Below are 17,390 nucleotides of genomic sequence, written 5' to 3'. Positions count from 1 at the left end.
TGAATCGTAGAAATGAGCCAATACGACGACATCGAATATCAATTAGACACTTTAGCGATTCGTACCGGTCACACACGTACTTTTGAAGGCGAGCATAGTGAGCCAATTTTCCTAACATCTTCGTTTGTTTGCGAAAGTGCGGCAGATGCAGCAGCTAAATTTTCAGGGCAAATTGAAGGCAATACATACTCACGTTATACCAACCCAACGGTACAAGCATTTGAAAAGCGTTTGGCTGTATTAGATGGTGCTGAACGTGCAGTAGCGACCAGTTCAGGTATGGCGGCAGTGCATGCTGTGACTTTGGCTTATTTAAAAGCGGGCGATCATGTGGTGTGTTCGCGCGCTGTATTTGGTTCGATCATTTCGCTGTTTGAAAAATATGTCATTAAATTTGGTGTCGATGTAACATTTGTAGACTTGGAAGATTTAGACGGTTGGAAACAAGCGATTCGTCCAAATACGCGTCTTTTATTTATTGAAACGCCGTCGAATCCATTGGCTCAAGTGGGTGATATGCAGGCGATTGCTGATATTGCGCATGCACATGACGCTTTATTTGCAGTGGATAATACTTTTTGTACGCCAATCTTACAGCAACCCATTAAGTTTGGTGCAGACCTGATTGTCTATTCATCAACCAAATACATTGATGGTCAAGGTCGTGCTTTAGGCGGTGCAGTCGTCGGCAAAGATAAATTGGTTGAAGAAATTAACGGTGTAATTCGTACACTGGGTAATTCTATGAGCCCATTTAATGCGTGGATCTTCTTAAAAGGTTTAGAAACTTTAAGCTTACGCATGAAAGCACATTGTGCCAGTGCGCAAAAATTAGCAGAATGGCTCGATGCACATCCTAAAGTTGAAAAAGTGTATTATGCAGGTTTGCCAAACCACGATGGGCACGAGTTAGCCAAGAAACAACAATCTGGTTTTGGTGGTGTGGTTTCTTTTGTTGTGAAAGGCGAGCGCGAAGGGGCTTGGACGGTCATCGATAATACTCGCTTCTTATCAATTACCAGTAACTTGGGTGATGTCAAATCAACGATTACCCATCCTGCGACGACATCGCACGGCAGAATGTCGGCTGAGGCTAAACAAGCAGCAGGTATTAGCGAAGGTTTAATTCGCGTTTCTGTTGGTTTAGAAGATATTGATGATATTATTCGTGATATCGCACGTGGTTTAGACTTAATCTAATTTTTAATTTTATGTTCGGAGATTTTTATGAACATTAATATGCTGATGCAACAAGCACAACGCATGCAAAAAGATATGGAAGTTAATCTTAAAAAAGCCAAAGAAGAGCTTGCAAAGACTGAGGTTCATGCGGAAGCAGGCGGTGGTTTGGTTAAGGTAACAATGACTTGCCGTAATGTGGTCAAGCGCATCGAGATTAATCCTGAATTGTTGCAAGATGATCCAGATATGATTGAAGACTTGATTGCGGCTGCAATGAATGATGCGGCACGTCAGGCAGAAGTTATTTCTGAAGAGCGCCTGAAAGGTGCGAGTTCGGGTATGGGCTTGCCACCAGGCCTTGCGGGAATGTTCTAATCCCAAGTGGTTACTTACCTCCCTTTTTAGGGAGGTATTTTTATATAGGAATAACGGTGTTTAGTGATCGATTTGAACAATTAGTTCATGCTTTAAGAATTTTACCGAGTGTGGGACCAAAGTCTGCGCAACGTATGGCACTGCATCTGATTATGAAAAATCGGGAAGGTGCAGTGGGTTTAGCTCATGCTTTAACAGAAGCGACCAATCATATTCATGAATGTTGTGTTTGTCATTCACTCACAGAAGATGAAGTGTGTGATATTTGCCTCTCAACGGAGCGAGATGATCAGATATTGTGTGTGGTTGAGTCTCCAGCGGATGTCATGGCCATTGAGCAAAGTGGAAGTTTCCGAGGGAAATATCACGTCTTGGGCGGACATTTGTCACCGCTGGACGGTATTGGCCCAGACGAAATTGGCATACCACATCTGGTGCAACGCTTAACCGATGGCAAAATTACTGAAGTGATTCTTGCAACCAACGCAACTGTTGAAGGTCAGGCAACTGCACATTATTTGGTTGAAGCTTGTAAGCATATACCTGTACATATGACAAGAATTGCACAGGGTGTACCACAAGGTGGTGAGTTGGAATATGTGGATAGCCATACTTTGAGTCAGGCTGTACACAATCGTATGCGCATGAAATAAGTGAATGCTTGTTTCATGTTTATTTTAGGAGAATAGTACTTTAAATTTTAGAAATTATTTTAACGATTGGTATATTTTTAAAGAATTAATGATATAAAAAAAGTATCAATAAACAGACAAATAGAGCTTATGTACTAAAATTTAAATAATTCTTTAGCAGAAAATTAAAATTTTTATAGCTAATTGTTATATATGAGGTAAGATACCTTTTTAGAGAATCTATTCCTAGACTCGGCAGTATGTTTCAGTTTATTCAGCACCAAACAGATTTAAATAACTTTTTGTCCATCATGGATCAAAATTCCATTTATGGGCTTGATACAGAGTTTATTAAAGTGGATACCTTGTGGCCAAAACTTGGGGTGTTCCAAATAAATGTTGCTGACCAAGTCTATTTGTTAGATGGAACAACTTTAGATTTAAGTGGATTCTGGAAAAAAATATTTACTGCGCAGTTGAATGTGTTTCATGCTTGTGGCGAAGATATTGATTTGATTTATCATTATGCACAAGATAAGTCACTGAGTAATGTTTTTGATACCCAAGTTGGCATGTCATTTTTGGGTCATGGCTTACAAGTTAGTTATCAAAATGCGCTAAAGCAAATGCTCAATGTAGATATTGATAAAGATCAGACGCGCTCAGATTGGTTGGCCCGACCATTGTCACCTGAACAACTCAATTATGCTGCGAATGATGTGCTGTATATTATGGCACTGGCGCAGAAAGTTAGATCTGAGTTACAAGAAAAACACTTGTTAGAGTTTGCACAGGAAGACTGCCGAAATCTGACCTATGAAATTGGTCAAGAAACTTTACCAACTTTGCTCTATCAAGATATTGGAAATTACCGACATTCACGCCGTGAACTCATGCAATTGCAGCAATTGGCAGTTTGGCGTGAGCAAATGGTCAAAGCGTTGAACCAACCGCGTAGCTTTATTCTTAAGAATTCAACCATGATTGATTTGGTTGAGAAGAATCCAAAAAATCATTTCCAATTGTGTAATATCAAAGATATTCGTCAAAATATTCTACGTGAACACGGAAAAACCATTTTAGATTTGTTGAAGTTTTTACCTGCTCAAGAAGAATGGCCATTACGTATGGCACGACCAATCCGCCACTCCTCGAAAGAAATTGGTAATAAGGTCGATACGTTTATTCAAAACGTGGCGAATGAAACCTTGGTTCCCAAGGAAGTCCTGCTGCGTAAAAAGTGGCTGAATGCCGTGTATCAGCATGTCGTGTCAGGGCGAGATGAGCAAGATTTACCCAACTATTTACTGGGGTGGCGCTATGAGCTTTTGACCAAGCCACTCATTCAAGTGTTACATGCAGATCAGCAATATTTATCTACACAAATGCAAGTTGCACAATAGTTACTTAGATTTGTTTAAAGAATTGACACTTAGACAAATTGACGACTGCTGCGTTAATAATCATTACTGAATCAGATTATTTTTTGTTGTATGCTTGGCGTTGTATTTTCTAAGTTAAGTAATGTTCTAAGCATGCATTGTTCAATCTATAAATCGAGCAAAAAAGACGAGATGTACCTTTATGTTGCTCGTCCTTCTGAAAATGATGCAGAAGCATCTAATCCATTAGACGTTGTTCCAGAAGCTTTACGTATTGCTTTTGGTCGCGCGACGTTTGTTATGCATATCGAGTTGACCGAAACGCGTAAGTTGGCGCGTGTGAATGTATTACATGTGATGGATTCGATAGAAACCAATGGTTTCTTTATTCAAATGCCACCAGAAGGGTTAATTAACCCGAATGCAGTAGCCCCAGAAGGCTTACGTGGTGCTTAATTTTTTTCAGGAGTTGTACTATGGATAATTTTCTTTCAATTTTAGACACAATTCCTGAAGATACGATTGCAGTCAGTGTGTATTTGCTGGGCAGCATCATTATTTTATGGTGTTGGTATGCAATTGCGAAGCGCTTACCAAAACCGTTGGGTGGAATTAGTTGGGTGATTGTTTTTGCCGTAATGCTAACGCCAACGGTTTCTGAAGGGACAAATGCTTCAATTGCACCTGCATTTTTTGGTTTAATGTTTGGCATATTGACTAAAGAAAACCCGCTTATCTGGTTTAATTTAGCTGCAATTTTATGTGTTCTTGGTTTGGGTTTGATCGTGGGCTATTGCTGGTCGAAATATAGCGATAAACGCGAAATATCTGTAGTTAACAAGAAAAGTTCACCACTTTAAATAAAAAATAAGGTTATCTTATGTCTGTTGATACTCAACAATTTACGGGTACAAGTCAGTACATCGCGACTGATAGTTTAAAGCTAGCAGTAAAAGCTGCGCGTGCATTGCAAAAGCCACTATTAGTTAAAGGGGAACCGGGAACGGGTAAGACTTTATTAGCAGAACAAGTTGCACAAAGCTTAGGTCTAAAACTCATCACATGGCACATTAAGTCTACAACCAAAGCACAGCAAGGTTTGTATGAATATGATGCGGTTTCACGCTTGCGTGATAGCCAGTTGGGTGATGACCGTGTCTACGACATTAAAAACTACATTAAACCAGGTAAATTGTGGGAAGCATTTACCAGTGAAGAACGCTGTGTGTTGTTGATTGATGAAATTGATAAGGCAGATATCGAGTTTCCAAACGATTTATTACACGAACTCGATAAAATGTCTTTCTTTGTGTATGAAACTGGCGAAACAATTACTGCGACTCAACGTCCAATTGTCATCATTACGTCGAATAATGAAAAGGAATTGCCAGATGCTTTCTTGCGTCGTTGTTTCTTCCATTATATCGAGTTCCCAGATGAAGCAACCATGCGTGAAATTATCGATGTGCACTTTCCGCAAGTTTCAACTGCTTTGGTGAATGAGGCGCTTCAGGTCTTCTTTAAGTTACGTCAAGTGCCTGGTCTTAAAAAGCCACCTTCAACTTCAGAATTGATTGATTGGTTAAGTCTGTTGATGGCAGATGATATGCCAGAAGATGTACTCCGTAATCATGATAAATCTAAAGCGATTCCACCACTTTATGGTGCATTGATTAAAAACGAGCAAGATGTGCAGTTGCTTGAGCGTTTAGCCTTTATGTCGCGTCGCTAAAGGAGAAACACGCATGTTTGTGCGCTTGTTTTATACATTACGCAAATATGGTGTGCCTGTATCTACACGAGAACTCATTGATCTGAATGAGGCGGTCGCATCAGGCTTGGTATTTGCCGATCAAGAAGAATTTTATCAGCTCACCAAAACTATTATGGTTAAGGATGAGCGTTTCTTTGATAAATTTGATCGGGCCATGAAAGACTACTTTGATGGTATTTCTACTTTTAATTTGGATGAATTGCTCAATCAAGTTCAGCAATTACCGAAAGATTGGTTTGATCTAGAATTATTAGAAAAGCATCTCACGCCAGAACAGCGGGAAGAGTTGAAAAAGGCAGGTTCCCTTGAAGAGTTGATGAAAATGTTGGAGGAGCGTTTACGCGAACAACATAAAAAACATCAAGGTGGAAACAAGATGATTGGTACGGGGGGGACTTCTCTCTTTGGTGCTTTTGGTGATCATCCTGAGGGTGTGCGCATTGGTGGACCAGGGCGCAAGCGTTCCGCAGTAAAAGTTTGGGAGCAGCGTAAATACCGTAATTTGGATGACGAGCAGATTCTTGGTACACGTCAAATGCAATTGGCTTTACGCCGTTTACGTAAGTTTGCTCGTCAAGGTGCTGCTGAAGAACTGGATATTGATGGCACCATTAAAGAAACTGCCAAGCAGGGCATTTTGGATGTTCAATTGGTGCCTGAACGCCGTAACCGCGTTAAAGTCTTGATGTTGTTTGATGTGGGCGGTTCAATGGATTCCCATATTGCGCAATGTGAAAAGTTATTTAGTGCAGCCAAAACAGAATTCAAAACACTCGAATATTTTTATTTCCATAACTGTTTGTATGACTATGTATGGAAAGATAATGTACGTCGCTCCAGCACGCGCATGAACACATGGGATTTATTCAATACCTATGGGCGTGACTATCGTGTAATTGTTGTCGGTGATGCAAGTATGGCACCTTATGAACTTAATTCGGTTGGTGGTTCTGTTGAATATATGAATGATGAGTCGGGTCAGGTGTGGCTATATCGGTTACGTCAGCATTTCGATAAAACAGCATGGCTAAATCCAGAAGAAGAAAATTACTGGCACTACACACAAACGATCGGCTCAATTAAACAGATTTTTGAGCAGCATATGTATCCGATGACCTTAAAAGGGGTAGAGGATTTAACCAAATACTTAGCACGTTAATTTTATCCTGTTTTTAAATACGTCCTAAGTATTCAATAAAGTAAGAAATAATAAATGTAGACTAGGGGGAATAAGTGATGAATCATCAAATTAATGGAGTCGACCTACCCAATGCCGAAGGTTTTTTTGGACCTTATGGTGGTCAGTTTATTCCTCCGTATCTTAAAGAAGCCATGGATGAAATTAACGTGGCGTATGAAGAAATTCGTCATACTTCAGAATTTCAAAATGAACTTGCAGACTTATTTGCAAATTATGTTGGTCGACCTAGTCCTTTATTTCACGCTAAGCGTTTATCGGAGCAATTGGGTGGTGCGCAAATTTATTTAAAGCGCGAAGATCTGAATCATACTGGCGCACATAAAATTAACCATTGTCTTGGTGAGGCATTGCTTGCGAAGTACATGGGAAAAACCAAAGTCATTGCAGAAACAGGTGCAGGACAACATGGTGTGGCTTTGGCTACAGCGTGTGCTCTAGTTGGAATTCCATGTGAAATTCATATGGGGCAAGTGGATATTGAGAAAGAACATCCAAATGTTGTGAAAATGAAGATCCTTGGAGCAAAACTGATTTCGGTTACGCGTGGGACAGCGACCTTAAAAGATGCAGTTGATAGTGCTTTTGAAGAATACCTGAACGATCCAAAAAATTATATTTATGCGATTGGTTCTGTCGTGGGTCCACATCCATTTCCGAAAATGGTGCGTGATTTCCAAAGTATTATTGGTAAAGAAATTAAAGTACAAACCCAAGACCGATTTGGACAAAATCCTGATTATGTTGTGGCTTGTGTCGGTGGAGGTTCTAACGCCATAGGTGCGTTTACAGCATTTTTAAATGATACTGATGTGAAACTGGTTGGTGTTGAGCCTGCTGGTCATGGTTTGGATACAGCTATGCATTCAGCGACCTTAACATTGGGTAAGCCAAGTCAAATTCATGGTATGGCATGTTATGTCTTGGAAGATGATCAAGGTGAGCCATTACCTGTACATTCAATTGCTTCTGGTTTGGACTATCCTGGTGTAGGACCACAACATAGCTTCCTTAAAGATTTAGGGCGAGTCGAATATACAACTGCAACAGATCAAGAATGCTTAGATGCATTTATGATTTTGTCCCGTGTGGAAGGGATTGTGCCTGCACTAGAAAGCTCTCATGCAGTTGCATGGGCATTACGTGAAGCACCAAAATTAGCAAAAGATGTGAAAATCGTGGTGAATTTGTCAGGTCGAGGAGATAAAGATTCTGACTATGTTGCTGATAAGCTTGGTCTAAATTAAAACTTAAATTTAAAAAGGTCAGCATATGCTGACCTTTTTTATCTATTACTCTGCATTTCATTAGCCAGAAATATACTGCTGTAATTGTTCAATCAGTTTTTTCTGATCAGCCATTGCTGCTTTAACCAAGTCACCAATTGAAATTAAGCCAATCAGTCGTTCATTCTCAACCACAGGCAAGTGGCGTAGGTGGCGATCAGTCATTAACTCTAGACAATCTTCTATGCTTGTGTTGGTTGTTACGGTCAATACCGTTGCGGTCATAATTTCACTGACATTGGTTGTGAATGAAGTGCGTTCCATCAAGGCAACTTTACGCGTGTAATCACGTTCAGACACAATCCCAACGACTTTTTCGTCCTGTGTAACGACTAAAGCGCCAATGCCCTTGTCAGCCATAAGTGTAATTGCTTCAAATACGGTAGAATCTGGACGAATTGTAAAAATTGACTGTTCGGATTTATCTTGAAGGACTTGTGCAACTTTAGTCATATTATTCATCTCTGATGTTGTTTATTGTTTGATATTTAACTTAACGCGAAACAATAAAAATGCAAATACCTGAAGAGTCATTAATTGCATTTAAGTAAGCGAAATAAAGTGTTTTCATCAAACACCTTATTTCGCTTTATAGTCTTATGCGGGTTGAAATTGTAGGTCGGCAAAGAAAAAATGGCGCATTTGTTGAGTCGTAAGTTTAAATTTTTGGCTAGAAGAATTACATAGCGCAGGAATGACTTTGAGTCGAGCCAAAGTTGGCAACAATGATGTATGAAAATCAGCCGGTGTAATTCTACGAGGGATATAACTTGGCCAATGAACTTCTGCATATTTATGTGCTTGAACGCTATTCATCCAGAACGGAAAAATAAAATCATCTTGGTCAGACATGATTGCCCAACCTTGATTGTATAAACCCCATAACACACCGCAGTACATCATGGATTTAAGAATAGTAATTTTAAAAAATAAGTCTTTTGCGATTGGTTGTAATTGACTAATTTGTTTCATATTGGACAAACGTTGTGAAGTCATGAGTTATTGTAAAAACATCAGGTTAAATTTCTGTGTAAGCTTTGCGAAAAATCGTAAGTAAATATGTTTTGGAAAAATAGAGCCAAAAAAAACGCCACCTAAGTGACGTTTCATTATGCTTGCATCGTGGCCATTTTCTGCCAGTATTGTGCTTTAAGTGAATCGCGTTCTACACGGAATCCTTGATAGTACAGTTCAGCTAAAAACATTGCCGCTTTACCATGACCCGCACGTGCCACGTCTTCCAATTGTAGAACTGCTTCTGAAAAGTTCATTTGCGATTGAATAGTGTTCACCGCAGTAGCATATGCATGTTCTAACTCATGATGAGAAATTTGTTGAATCATAGATAACTCCTTATTGTAATTATGATTGTACAACTCGACTTTTATAGTCTTTATACTAATTTAACTAAGTATTATTAAACTAATATTACAGATTGGATGAAAAGTCAAATAACATATGAGGGTTGTACGAATAAATTCAAGTTACATGATTAAACAATAGTCAAAATGTTTTTTTATTAAGATGTAACGACAGGATACTGTAATTAAAAGGAGAATAATATGACAAATACAATAGACGGCTTTACTTTTGATTTACCACTGAACGCGGAAAAAATTATTGAATTGGCTCACTATCATCGTCAACAATTAGATGAGGCCATTTTTCACAATGAAATTCATTTAGGGGAATATTGTTTGGCTCAGCGTAAGCGCGTGTATGATTTTACGCGAACACTGGAGCCACAACAAAGAGTTGAATTTTATAAAATGTACGATGGGGAACTGCGCAGAATTGCGGATGATGAGGACTTACATCCTGCGGATGCAGAGCATGGAGTAGGTATGTTTGCCATTGTATTGGCGTTGGCTTTAATTGCTTTTATTCTTTATTTTGCCGTGGTTCGTAATATTACCAGTGCTTAAGACCAAATTTGCCCATTTTTAGCCATTTCAGGTTAAGACTGGGCAAATAAACTTGAGATTCTTTAGTACCCAACCTACACTATCTGCTGATTCGAGGTAGTGTATGCATAGCGCAAAGCAAAAAATTATTCATTTTTTTTATCAGTTTAAATTAGAGAATTTATATTATTTCTTGGTCGCGCTAATTATTGGTGCGATTCTTTTTTTGGCTACTTTTGCATTGTTTAGACCAGTGACACCAGAGCAATATCATCAAATTAAACAGTTATCTCAGCAAGCTTCTTATCCTTCTACTCAAGATATGGCAGATCAACTTTTGTATAAGCATCAGGTGACCATAGGTCATTACTTGAAATTGATGCGGGCATATCATACGGAGAAGAATCGTGCAAAGGAGCTTCCTCCTTTGGCGGATGATACGGTTCGTTCATTTTAGGAAGTGTTGTTTGAGGTTGAGCTAATTTTTTACTCGTGTTTAAGTTTTCTTGTAAAATACGTTCTAAGGCAGATTTATCTAGGTTTTTACTAAAAATTACGAGGGTTAGTCGATCTGGGTGTAAATGTTTTCGGATCGCATTTTGTACTTGAATAGCGGTTAATTGATTTAATTCTTCGCTGTAGCGACTTAAATAGTCAGCAGGTAAATGATAAAAACCCATAGCGCCTAACTGAGCATTAATTGCTGCATTGCTACTATAGTTATTGGGGAAAGCCCGCATCATACCTAGTTTGGTCTGTTCAAATTGCTGTTGGTCAATCGGTGTGTCAATGAAATTGACCAAGGCTTGATGTGCAATCTGAATACTTTCTAGCAAATGAGCTTGTTCGGTTGAATAGCCTAAGCTAAAGGGGCCAGCAGCTTGCATGAAATTAAAATTACTATATACACCATAGGTCAGTCCTCGTTTAACACGGAGTTCTTGACTTAAGATGGAATTAAATCCTCCTGTTCCAAATATGCGATTCGCAACTTGCAGTGCCAAATAATCTGGATCATCTCGAGTGGTTCCGATTTCACCCATCACAATATGTGCTTGGCTTGATGAATAAGGGATATGCCGAATATTAAAATCTGTACGAATACTTGGAGCAGGGAGAGGATTGGCTTGGCTGCCTTCAGGTAATTGTTTGGCTATTTTTTCAGATAGTTTTAAAGCTTCTTTGGGAGTTAGTTGTCCAGTAATTGCAATATTTAAATTATTCCGTACCAAAAATTGCTTACGGAACTCGATCAAATTTTCAGGCGTGATGCGTTTAATACTGGCTTGAGTTCCAGTAATGGGTTCGGCATAAGGGTGTTTGCCATATAATGTCCGATAAAACACAATGTTTTTCATACGATCTGGGTTTTCTTTTAATTGTTTTTGCCCAACAGCAGTATTACTGAGCATCAAATCAATACTGGGTGCCTTAAAGGTAGAGTGATTCAATACTTCAAGCATCATGCTTAAGGCAGGTTGTAACTTTTCAGGATCGGATAAGGCCCTTAATTTGATAATAAACATATCTCGGTATGTAGCCACACTGAATTTTGCTCCAACACTTTCAAAGGTTGAAATAATTTCCTGCGCTGTGTAGTTGGTTGTTCCTTCATCCAGAAGTTGTGCGGCCATGTTGGATAAACCATAAAGATTAGAACCAATCTCAGAGTCCCGTGCCGAACCAGCATTAAAGGTCAGTTGAATGTCAACTATGGGTAAAGTTGGCGATTCCACAAAAAGTGATCGAACATGAAAACGATTATTGAGTTCATGTACGTAGGGAGCAATTTGATGTGGATTTTCCTGAATATTTTTGAGGCTTTGTAAATGAGCAATTGAGCTGAACTCGTTTGTTGTTTTGGTATTTTGTATAAGCTCAGCAAAACTAGCAGGTGAAAATAAAAAAGAGGCCATGAAACATAAATATAATTGCCACATTTGCTTATCCCTTAGTCATTTTTGTTGTTCAGGAAGAATATGCATATTGCTTAAATTTTTTCGGTTGAAATAGGTATTTGCCACGCGTCGGATATCTTCTGGGGTAATAGCTTCATAATGTTGTTGTAATTGATCAATTAAGTGATAACTCAAGCCATTCACTTCCAATGTTCCAATCATTCTGGCTTGTCCTGCAATATCATCTTGGCTGTAAATTAAATCGGCCATATATCTTGTGACTACACGATTTACTTCATCATCAGCAGCAGGGTTATTTTTTAAATTTTCTATTTCAGTCAATAAGGCCTTCTCAACCTCCTCCAGTGAAACGCCATCTACAGGAATGGCAGTAAGACTAAAAAGGCTATCACCTCGATTATACGGATCATAAGATGCGCTGACTGAAGTCGCCAATTTTTGATTACGGACTAAATTGTTTTGAAGTCGTGATGTTATCCCGCTATCCAGTATATTTTTGATAATAGCGAGTGCATAGGCATCTTGTGGATTTTGCGCGGTGGATAAAGAAGGAACATTCCAAGCTAAAAAGAGATTTGGAACTTGTACGGGAAGTTTAACCTCCATATAGCGATAGCCAATATTTGTATATTCTTGAACTTCATTTCTTTGAGTTAATGTTTTTGCTGGAATAGCAGAGAAGTATTGTTGAACTTGATGAAGCGTTTGTTGAGTATCCACATCACCAACAATGACTAAAATAGCATTATTGGGGGCATACCAGTCTTGATACCATTTTTGGAGATCATTTAATTGTAAAGTGTTGAGATTTTTCATATAGCCAATTACAGGTTGCCGATAGTGGCTGGTTGGGTAAGAAATCCATCTAAACCGTTCTGATGCGAGAGCACGAGGATTATCATCGGTTCTTTGTCGTCGTTCTTCCATAACGACTTTAATTTCAGTATCAAAGTCCTGTTGTCTGAGCAGTAAATTACTCATCCGATCTGCTTCTAATTCTAAAGCCAAAGGTAAAAAGTTTTTTTGGTAGAGTTGATAATAATAGGTGTAGTTGGTAAAAGTGGCAGCATTTACACTCCCACCATACAGTCGACTTAAACGAGTAAATTCATCATTAGGTACTTTGGTGGTGCCTTTAAACATCATATGCTCTAAAGCGTGTGAAATACCGAACAGATTTCCTGATTCATCACTACTACCAACGGCATACCAAATTTGTGTCATGACCATAGGTGAACGATGGTCTTCGCGGATGATCACTTTCAGCCCATTGTCTAAAGTATATTCTGAGGTTGAGTGTGTCAGATTGTTTTGAGGTTTTGCATAAACTGGAGAACAATAAATCGGACAAACTAAGATCAATATACCTAAGAGTATAGATGATTGTTCTAGGCGGTTATTATTATTTTTGCCAAACACTTAAGGAACTCACAAACCTTGGTATTTAAAATCATTCTTTAGAAAATTATTTATAAATGCAACATAAGGGTGTAGCTTTTTGTAGCTGATTTATACGATACGGCAAGATAAGGAAAATCCTTCTCTTTTATGCTAAAATCATTAACTTTTAACACGCTGCTTTTCAAAGGATTCGGCATGCAACAACAATCTACTGGGCAAAATAAATTTTTGATTGATGCTGATATTGGGGATGATGATGTAACTTTACCAAGTTTACCTGCGGTAAATGTACCAATTGTTGAGACTCCAAAAGCTGAAGAAGTTACGACTTCAGTTCAAATAACTTCCGATGAGCAAATTGCCGAAAAGTCAACAGGCGGCTTTTTTAGCCGAATGAAAGAAGGGTTAACCAAAACCCGTAAAAACTTTGCCGATGGTATGGTCAACATTTTGATCGGTGGTAAAGAAATTGATGATGAGCTATTAGAAGAAGTTGAAGAGCAGCTTTTAGTTGCAGATATTGGGGTAGATGCGACCAAAGCAATTATCGCAAATTTGACTGAGCGTACAGCGCGTGGTGATTTGATTTATTCACATTCTTTGTATAAAGCATTGCAAGAAGAATTGGTTAACTTGCTTGCTCCACGTGTTAAACCTTTGCATATCGATCCGAATAAAAACCCTTTTGTGATTTTGGTTGTCGGTGTAAATGGGGTAGGTAAAACCACCACAATTGGTAAATTGGCTAAGCGTTTGCAAGGTGAAGGTAAAAAAGTCATGCTTGCTGCTGGGGATACTTTCCGTGCAGCAGCAACCGAGCAATTGCAAATTTGGGGTGAGCGCAACAATATCGCCGTGGTTGCTCAAGGTCATGGTGCAGATAGTGCTTCTGTCATTTTCGATGCTTTTGAAAGTGCACGTGCAAAAGGTGTTGATGTTCTAATTGCCGATACTGCAGGACGTTTACATAACAAAAGTCATTTAATGCAAGAATTGACGAAAGTTAAGCGTGTTATGCAAAAAATTGATGCTACTGCGCCACACGAAATTATGTTGGTTGTCGATGCAGGCACAGGTCAAAATGCGATTAACCAAGTCGAATTATTTGATGAGGCTGTTGGTCTTACAGGTATTACGATCACTAAATTAGATGGAACAGCAAAAGGTGGTGTTCTGTTTAACATCGCAAGTCGCACTCATGTTCCAATTCGCTTTATTGGTGTCGGTGAAAAAATTGATGATTTACGCCCATTCTCTGCTAAATCATTTGTAGCAGCATTGTTTGAAACCGAAAAATAAAAAGTAGTCTATTTCACATAAACTCCGCAAAATGCGGAGTTTATCTTTTTTAGGGTATTTGTTTGATTTAAAAGAGAACACTCTATCCTGAGTAAATGATTATTTCCCAGAAATTTAGCGTTAGAATAAAACCCTTAAAAAAAATATGTGTATTTGGGTTTTGTGGGGTAATCAATGGCACTATTAGATAAACTTAGCCAAGTGCTAACAACTGAAATTACAACGGACTTAATTTTTAATAGAAAAAATGAAACTGATTCAAAGGAATCGGATTATCTTCAACAATTACAACAACGCCAATCCATACAGAAATTAGGTAAGAACCTAGCATATGATCAAGAATATTTAACTGAGTTGATTCATACAGCTGCTTTAAGTTGCCCATCTGCAGTGAACATGAAAACTACACGTATTGTTATTCTATTTTCCAAAGCACATACGGAATTTTGGCGTTTGGTTCAAGAAATTCAAAAAACACAAATACCCGAACACTTATTTCCAGCAATTGCAATAAAGATTCAGAAATGCAACGCGGCTTATGGAACAGTTTTATTTTTTGAAGATCAAACAGCCATCGAAAACTTGCAAAAGAATTCACCCTTAAATTCAGCAGAATTACCATTGTGGTCAGAACAGAGTTCAGGAATGGCGCAATATGCAGTTTGGATGGCTTTAGCAGAAATAGGAATAGGTGCGAATTTTAATTATTACAGTCCCTCAATTGATTACAAAGTTGCACAATACTTAAAACTCAGTACAAAATGGAAGTTGCAAACCCAGCTAGTATTTGGTTCGATCGAACAAGATGCCGAGTATGTGGAAGCTGTCAAGAAAGAAGCAGATTTTTTGATTTTTAAGTAAGAGAGTGACAATTTCGTTTAAGCCGTAATGAAGAAAATTTTGTTATCCTTTGAACGTTCTAAATATAAAACAGACTGTCACAATCATAGGTCTTTATATAATTTACAAACCACTTAAGATACATGTATGACAATTGAGATATAACTCTCTATTTAAACGAACAAATGAATGAGGACAAAATAATGGCATTCTTAGATCATATGAAAAAACGCCGTACAATTTATGCAATTGGAAAGAATGTAAATCTAGAACAAACAGAAGTCGAACAGCTTATTAAGGATGCTGTACGTGAAAGTCCATCAGCTTTCAACTCTCAAACCTCACGCGTCGTTAGCCTATTTGGTCAATCACACCATAAGTTCTGGGAAATTGTACGCGAAACTTTGCGTAAAATGGTTCCAGCGGAAGCATTTGAAAATACAAGTAAAAAAATAGATAGTTTCGCTGCGGGTTACGCTACGGTTCTATTTTATGAAGATCAAGATGTTGTGAAATCATTGCAAGAGCAATTCGCACTCTATGCAGATAACTTCCCTGTATGGTCAGAGCATTCATCAGCAATTGCGCAATATGCAGTTTGGACAATATTGGCTGAACATAATATTGGTGCATCCTTACAGCACTATAATCCAGTAATTGATGCTGAAGTTGCGGCAACTTTTGACATTCCAAGCCATTGGAAGCTACGCGCTCAATTAGTGTTAGGTTCAATAGAAGCACCAGCGGGTGAGAAAACATATTTAGACGATAACATCCGCTTTAAAACATTTAACTAAATGTCTTTACCGCAGTCATTTACATTGATGATTGCGGTGTCTTTAAATGATCAAATTTCTATATTAAATCGTATATGCACCATGTGCATTCGGATTTCCCCTCGACCAAATGCCAATATCATCTATTGTGTAAAGTATATAAAAATAAGTTAAAGAAATCGGTTGCATTTCAAAAATGACTTTGTCATAAAATTGTCATTTATAACTTGCATAGTGCAACTAAAATTTAACAATGAATCAAGAGAAGGCAAAATGGCTTTACGTTTAACATTTGCTACAGCGGCATTAATGGTAAGTAGTTCGGTATTTTCAGCGGTTACAATCACAGCTCCAGAAACAATCAAGATTCTTGCGGTAAATGATCAAGAAGTGAATACAGGTTTATTCCGTTCAGAAAATAATACCTATAAGTTAGATGCGGGTAGTTCAGACATTAGCGTTCGCTACATTCAGTATTTTGAACATATGTCTGGTGAGCATGATATTGTTAAATCAGGTGTTGTTACTTTGAAAACACCAAGCCTTCAAGACAATCAAACCTATAAATTAGCTTTAATCAATCCACCAAAAACGTTTGAAGATGCCAAAAAATACGCACAACAACCTACAATTGCGCTTTTTGATCAAAAACAGCAAGTTTTGGTTCAGCAAACTGGTGCAAATACAGAACAAAAACCATGGTTAAGTCGCAGTATGTTTGGTGGAGCTTTAGATTTAACACAAAAAAAATCTACACCCGTTAATCAACCGCCAGCTGTATATACACAGCCTGTGGCAAACTCACCGTCTTCGACATTACAAGTTGCGACAAATGCCAAATCAAATGCTATCCCTGTAGATCAAGAATTAATTGAACTATGGAAAAAAGCAAATAAAGCAGAAAGACAAAAATTTATGGGTTGGGTGGCTGAACAAGCAAACTAAGCTCTCTTTTAATATTAAAAAACTCAGTATATGAATGTGTACTGAGTTTTTTCAGTGTAGAAACCTGTAAAAAATATGCTCTGATGCTAAATTTAGTGTGATAAATATTCGATTTGATTAATTAATAATCTCTTGGTGATGTATTTCGCATTTTTTTATAAAATGCGCTTGCACTCATAGCAAAACCGTATAGAATGCACCCCATGCCGACGAGATAGACGGAAACGAACGAAGCGCGAAGCGCTGAGTTGTTGAGTATATTGAGTCCAGCATCTAATACTGACGAGGTATTAGATAGATCATTAAGAGATTATGAAGAACAACTTGTGTGGATTTTTACTGATTGATCGATCGAAATTATTTTCATTGATTGATGGTAGAAATTGCTCGAAGTTTATTTGAGAAATTGATGTCAGAAAATTGATGAGCCAAGATTGGCACCCTTTAAGGTGCTAGCAAGTATTAAACTGAAGAGTT

The 17,390-nt window shown here is 38.2% G+C and carries 19 protein-coding genes; 14 read left to right on the top strand and 5 right to left on the bottom strand.

Features of this window, described 5'->3' with window-relative positions:
• Positions 1-12: 12 nt before the first annotated feature.
• The 9 genes from E0H87_RS00095 to trpB all read left to right on the top strand — a co-directional run bounded on the left by E0H87_RS00095 (position 13) and on the right by trpB (position 7,790).
• The gene (locus tag E0H87_RS00095; protein WP_131321273.1) at positions 13-1,200 is read left to right on the top strand and encodes an O-succinylhomoserine sulfhydrylase; all 1,188 of its coding nucleotides are present in this window, start codon (positions 13-15) and stop codon (positions 1,198-1,200) included.
• Positions 1,201-1,227: 27 nt separating this feature from the next.
• Positions 1,228-1,557 carry a YbaB/EbfC family nucleoid-associated protein gene (locus E0H87_RS00090; protein WP_131321272.1) on the top strand — a complete coding sequence of 110 codons (330 nt, stop codon included), beginning with the start codon at positions 1,228-1,230 and terminating at the stop codon, positions 1,555-1,557.
• A 56-nt stretch (positions 1,558-1,613) separates the two neighbouring features.
• Complete coding sequence (gene recR / locus E0H87_RS00085) at positions 1,614-2,210, top strand: recombination mediator RecR (RefSeq protein ID WP_131321271.1); 597 nt, start codon at positions 1,614-1,616, stop codon at positions 2,208-2,210.
• 239 nt (positions 2,211-2,449) lie between these two features.
• Complete coding sequence (locus E0H87_RS00080) at positions 2,450-3,592, top strand: ribonuclease D (RefSeq protein ID WP_131321270.1); 1,143 nt, start codon at positions 2,450-2,452, stop codon at positions 3,590-3,592.
• 132 nt (positions 3,593-3,724) lie between these two features.
• A complete protein-coding gene (locus E0H87_RS00075; protein ID WP_131321269.1) occupies positions 3,725-4,027 on the top strand; it encodes a YcgL domain-containing protein in 303 nt (100 codons plus the stop codon).
• Positions 4,028-4,047: 20 nt separating this feature from the next.
• Positions 4,048-4,431, top strand: coding sequence for a hypothetical protein (locus E0H87_RS00070; protein WP_131321268.1), 384 nt, complete (start codon positions 4,048-4,050; stop codon positions 4,429-4,431).
• Between the two features lie 20 nt (positions 4,432-4,451).
• A complete protein-coding gene (locus E0H87_RS00065; protein ID WP_131321267.1) occupies positions 4,452-5,303 on the top strand; it encodes an AAA family ATPase in 852 nt (283 codons plus the stop codon).
• Between the two features lie 13 nt (positions 5,304-5,316).
• Positions 5,317-6,504 (top strand): vWA domain-containing protein, encoded by a 1,188-nt coding sequence (locus E0H87_RS00060; RefSeq protein ID WP_131321266.1) that lies wholly within the window; start codon positions 5,317-5,319, stop codon positions 6,502-6,504.
• A gap of 77 nt (positions 6,505-6,581) precedes the next feature.
• Complete coding sequence (gene trpB / locus E0H87_RS00055; protein WP_131321265.1) at positions 6,582-7,790, top strand: tryptophan synthase subunit beta; 1,209 nt, start codon at positions 6,582-6,584, stop codon at positions 7,788-7,790.
• Between the two features lie 60 nt (positions 7,791-7,850).
• On the opposite strand, the gene E0H87_RS00050 is transcribed toward trpB, so the two are convergent.
• From E0H87_RS00050 to E0H87_RS00040, 3 genes are all read right to left on the bottom strand, one after another.
• Positions 7,851-8,282 (bottom strand): CBS domain-containing protein, encoded by a 432-nt coding sequence (locus E0H87_RS00050; RefSeq protein WP_131321264.1) that lies wholly within the window; start codon positions 8,280-8,282, stop codon positions 7,851-7,853.
• Positions 8,283-8,426: 144 nt separating this feature from the next.
• A complete protein-coding gene (locus E0H87_RS00045; RefSeq protein WP_131322472.1) occupies positions 8,427-8,801 on the bottom strand; it encodes a DUF2750 domain-containing protein in 375 nt (124 codons plus the stop codon).
• A 137-nt stretch (positions 8,802-8,938) separates the two neighbouring features.
• Entirely contained in the window at positions 8,939-9,172 is a 234-nt protein-coding gene (locus tag E0H87_RS00040) for a hypothetical protein (RefSeq protein ID WP_131321263.1), read from the bottom strand.
• Between the two features lie 219 nt (positions 9,173-9,391).
• On the opposite strand from E0H87_RS00040, the gene E0H87_RS00035 reads away from it, so the two are divergent.
• Positions 9,392-9,754 (top strand): hypothetical protein, encoded by a 363-nt coding sequence (locus E0H87_RS00035; RefSeq protein ID WP_131321262.1) that lies wholly within the window; start codon positions 9,392-9,394, stop codon positions 9,752-9,754.
• Positions 9,755-10,044: 290 nt separating this feature from the next.
• Here the strand turns inward: E0H87_RS00035 and E0H87_RS00030 are convergent, their stop codons facing one another.
• Together E0H87_RS00030 and E0H87_RS00025 are read right to left on the bottom strand one after the other, a co-directional pair.
• Positions 10,045-11,673, bottom strand: coding sequence for a M16 family metallopeptidase (locus E0H87_RS00030; RefSeq protein WP_131321260.1), 1,629 nt, complete (start codon positions 11,671-11,673; stop codon positions 10,045-10,047).
• Positions 11,674-11,688: 15 nt separating this feature from the next.
• Positions 11,689-12,996: a M16 family metallopeptidase gene (locus E0H87_RS00025; RefSeq protein ID WP_227547301.1), complete on the bottom strand. Its 1,308-nt coding sequence runs from the start codon at positions 12,994-12,996 to the stop codon at positions 11,689-11,691.
• A gap of 252 nt (positions 12,997-13,248) precedes the next feature.
• On the opposite strand from E0H87_RS00025, the gene ftsY reads away from it, so the two are divergent.
• The 4 genes from ftsY (at position 13,249) to E0H87_RS00005 (ending at position 16,913) form a co-directional block, all read left to right on the top strand.
• Entirely contained in the window at positions 13,249-14,352 is a 1,104-nt protein-coding gene (gene ftsY, locus E0H87_RS00020; RefSeq protein ID WP_131321256.1) for a signal recognition particle-docking protein FtsY, read from the top strand.
• Between the two features lie 174 nt (positions 14,353-14,526).
• On the top strand, positions 14,527-15,213 hold the full coding sequence (locus tag E0H87_RS00015; protein ID WP_131321254.1) for a nitroreductase family protein: 687 nt from the start codon (positions 14,527-14,529) through the stop codon (positions 15,211-15,213).
• A 182-nt stretch (positions 15,214-15,395) separates the two neighbouring features.
• Positions 15,396-15,989 carry a nitroreductase family protein gene (locus tag E0H87_RS00010; protein ID WP_131321252.1) on the top strand — a complete coding sequence of 198 codons (594 nt, stop codon included), beginning with the start codon at positions 15,396-15,398 and terminating at the stop codon, positions 15,987-15,989.
• A gap of 252 nt (positions 15,990-16,241) precedes the next feature.
• A complete protein-coding gene (locus E0H87_RS00005; protein ID WP_131321250.1) occupies positions 16,242-16,913 on the top strand; it encodes a DUF2057 family protein in 672 nt (223 codons plus the stop codon).
• Positions 16,914-17,390: the final 477 nt, after the last annotated feature.

This window comes from Acinetobacter sp. ANC 4178 (genome assembly GCF_004331175.1).
Classification (GTDB): Bacteria; Pseudomonadota; Gammaproteobacteria; order Pseudomonadales; family Moraxellaceae; genus Acinetobacter.
The sequence above is the reverse complement of the archived record's forward strand: the minus strand, read 5'-3'. Positions and strand labels throughout refer to the sequence as shown.

What these genes read in the sequence shown, in the direction of transcription:
- E0H87_RS00040 (WP_131321263.1), bottom strand. Translation starts at nt 9,172, where the DNA reads ATGATTCAACAAATTTCTCATCATGAGTTAGAACATGCATATGCTACT.
- E0H87_RS00065 (WP_131321267.1), top strand. Translation starts at nt 4,452, where the DNA reads ATGTCTGTTGATACTCAACAATTTACGGGTACAAGTCAGTACATCGCG.
- E0H87_RS00015 (WP_131321254.1), top strand. Translation starts at nt 14,527, where the DNA reads ATGGCACTATTAGATAAACTTAGCCAAGTGCTAACAACTGAAATTACA.
- E0H87_RS00090 (WP_131321272.1), top strand. Translation starts at nt 1,228, where the DNA reads ATGAACATTAATATGCTGATGCAACAAGCACAACGCATGCAAAAAGAT.
- E0H87_RS00060 (WP_131321266.1), top strand. Translation starts at nt 5,317, where the DNA reads ATGTTTGTGCGCTTGTTTTATACATTACGCAAATATGGTGTGCCTGTA.
- E0H87_RS00095 (WP_131321273.1), top strand. Translation starts at nt 13, where the DNA reads ATGAGCCAATACGACGACATCGAATATCAATTAGACACTTTAGCGATT.
- trpB (WP_131321265.1), top strand. Translation starts at nt 6,582, where the DNA reads ATGAATCATCAAATTAATGGAGTCGACCTACCCAATGCCGAAGGTTTT.
- ftsY (WP_131321256.1), top strand. Translation starts at nt 13,249, where the DNA reads ATGCAACAACAATCTACTGGGCAAAATAAATTTTTGATTGATGCTGAT.
- E0H87_RS00050 (WP_131321264.1), bottom strand. Translation starts at nt 8,282, where the DNA reads ATGACTAAAGTTGCACAAGTCCTTCAAGATAAATCCGAACAGTCAATT.
- E0H87_RS00045 (WP_131322472.1), bottom strand. Translation starts at nt 8,801, where the DNA reads ATGAAACAAATTAGTCAATTACAACCAATCGCAAAAGACTTATTTTTT.
- E0H87_RS00080 (WP_131321270.1), top strand. Translation starts at nt 2,450, where the DNA reads ATGTTTCAGTTTATTCAGCACCAAACAGATTTAAATAACTTTTTGTCC.
- E0H87_RS00035 (WP_131321262.1), top strand. Translation starts at nt 9,392, where the DNA reads ATGACAAATACAATAGACGGCTTTACTTTTGATTTACCACTGAACGCG.
- E0H87_RS00030 (WP_131321260.1), bottom strand. Translation starts at nt 11,673, where the DNA reads ATGTGGCAATTATATTTATGTTTCATGGCCTCTTTTTTATTTTCACCT.
- E0H87_RS00010 (WP_131321252.1), top strand. Translation starts at nt 15,396, where the DNA reads ATGGCATTCTTAGATCATATGAAAAAACGCCGTACAATTTATGCAATT.
- E0H87_RS00070 (WP_131321268.1), top strand. Translation starts at nt 4,048, where the DNA reads ATGGATAATTTTCTTTCAATTTTAGACACAATTCCTGAAGATACGATT.
- E0H87_RS00075 (WP_131321269.1), top strand. Translation starts at nt 3,725, where the DNA reads ATGCATTGTTCAATCTATAAATCGAGCAAAAAAGACGAGATGTACCTT.
- E0H87_RS00005 (WP_131321250.1), top strand. Translation starts at nt 16,242, where the DNA reads ATGGCTTTACGTTTAACATTTGCTACAGCGGCATTAATGGTAAGTAGT.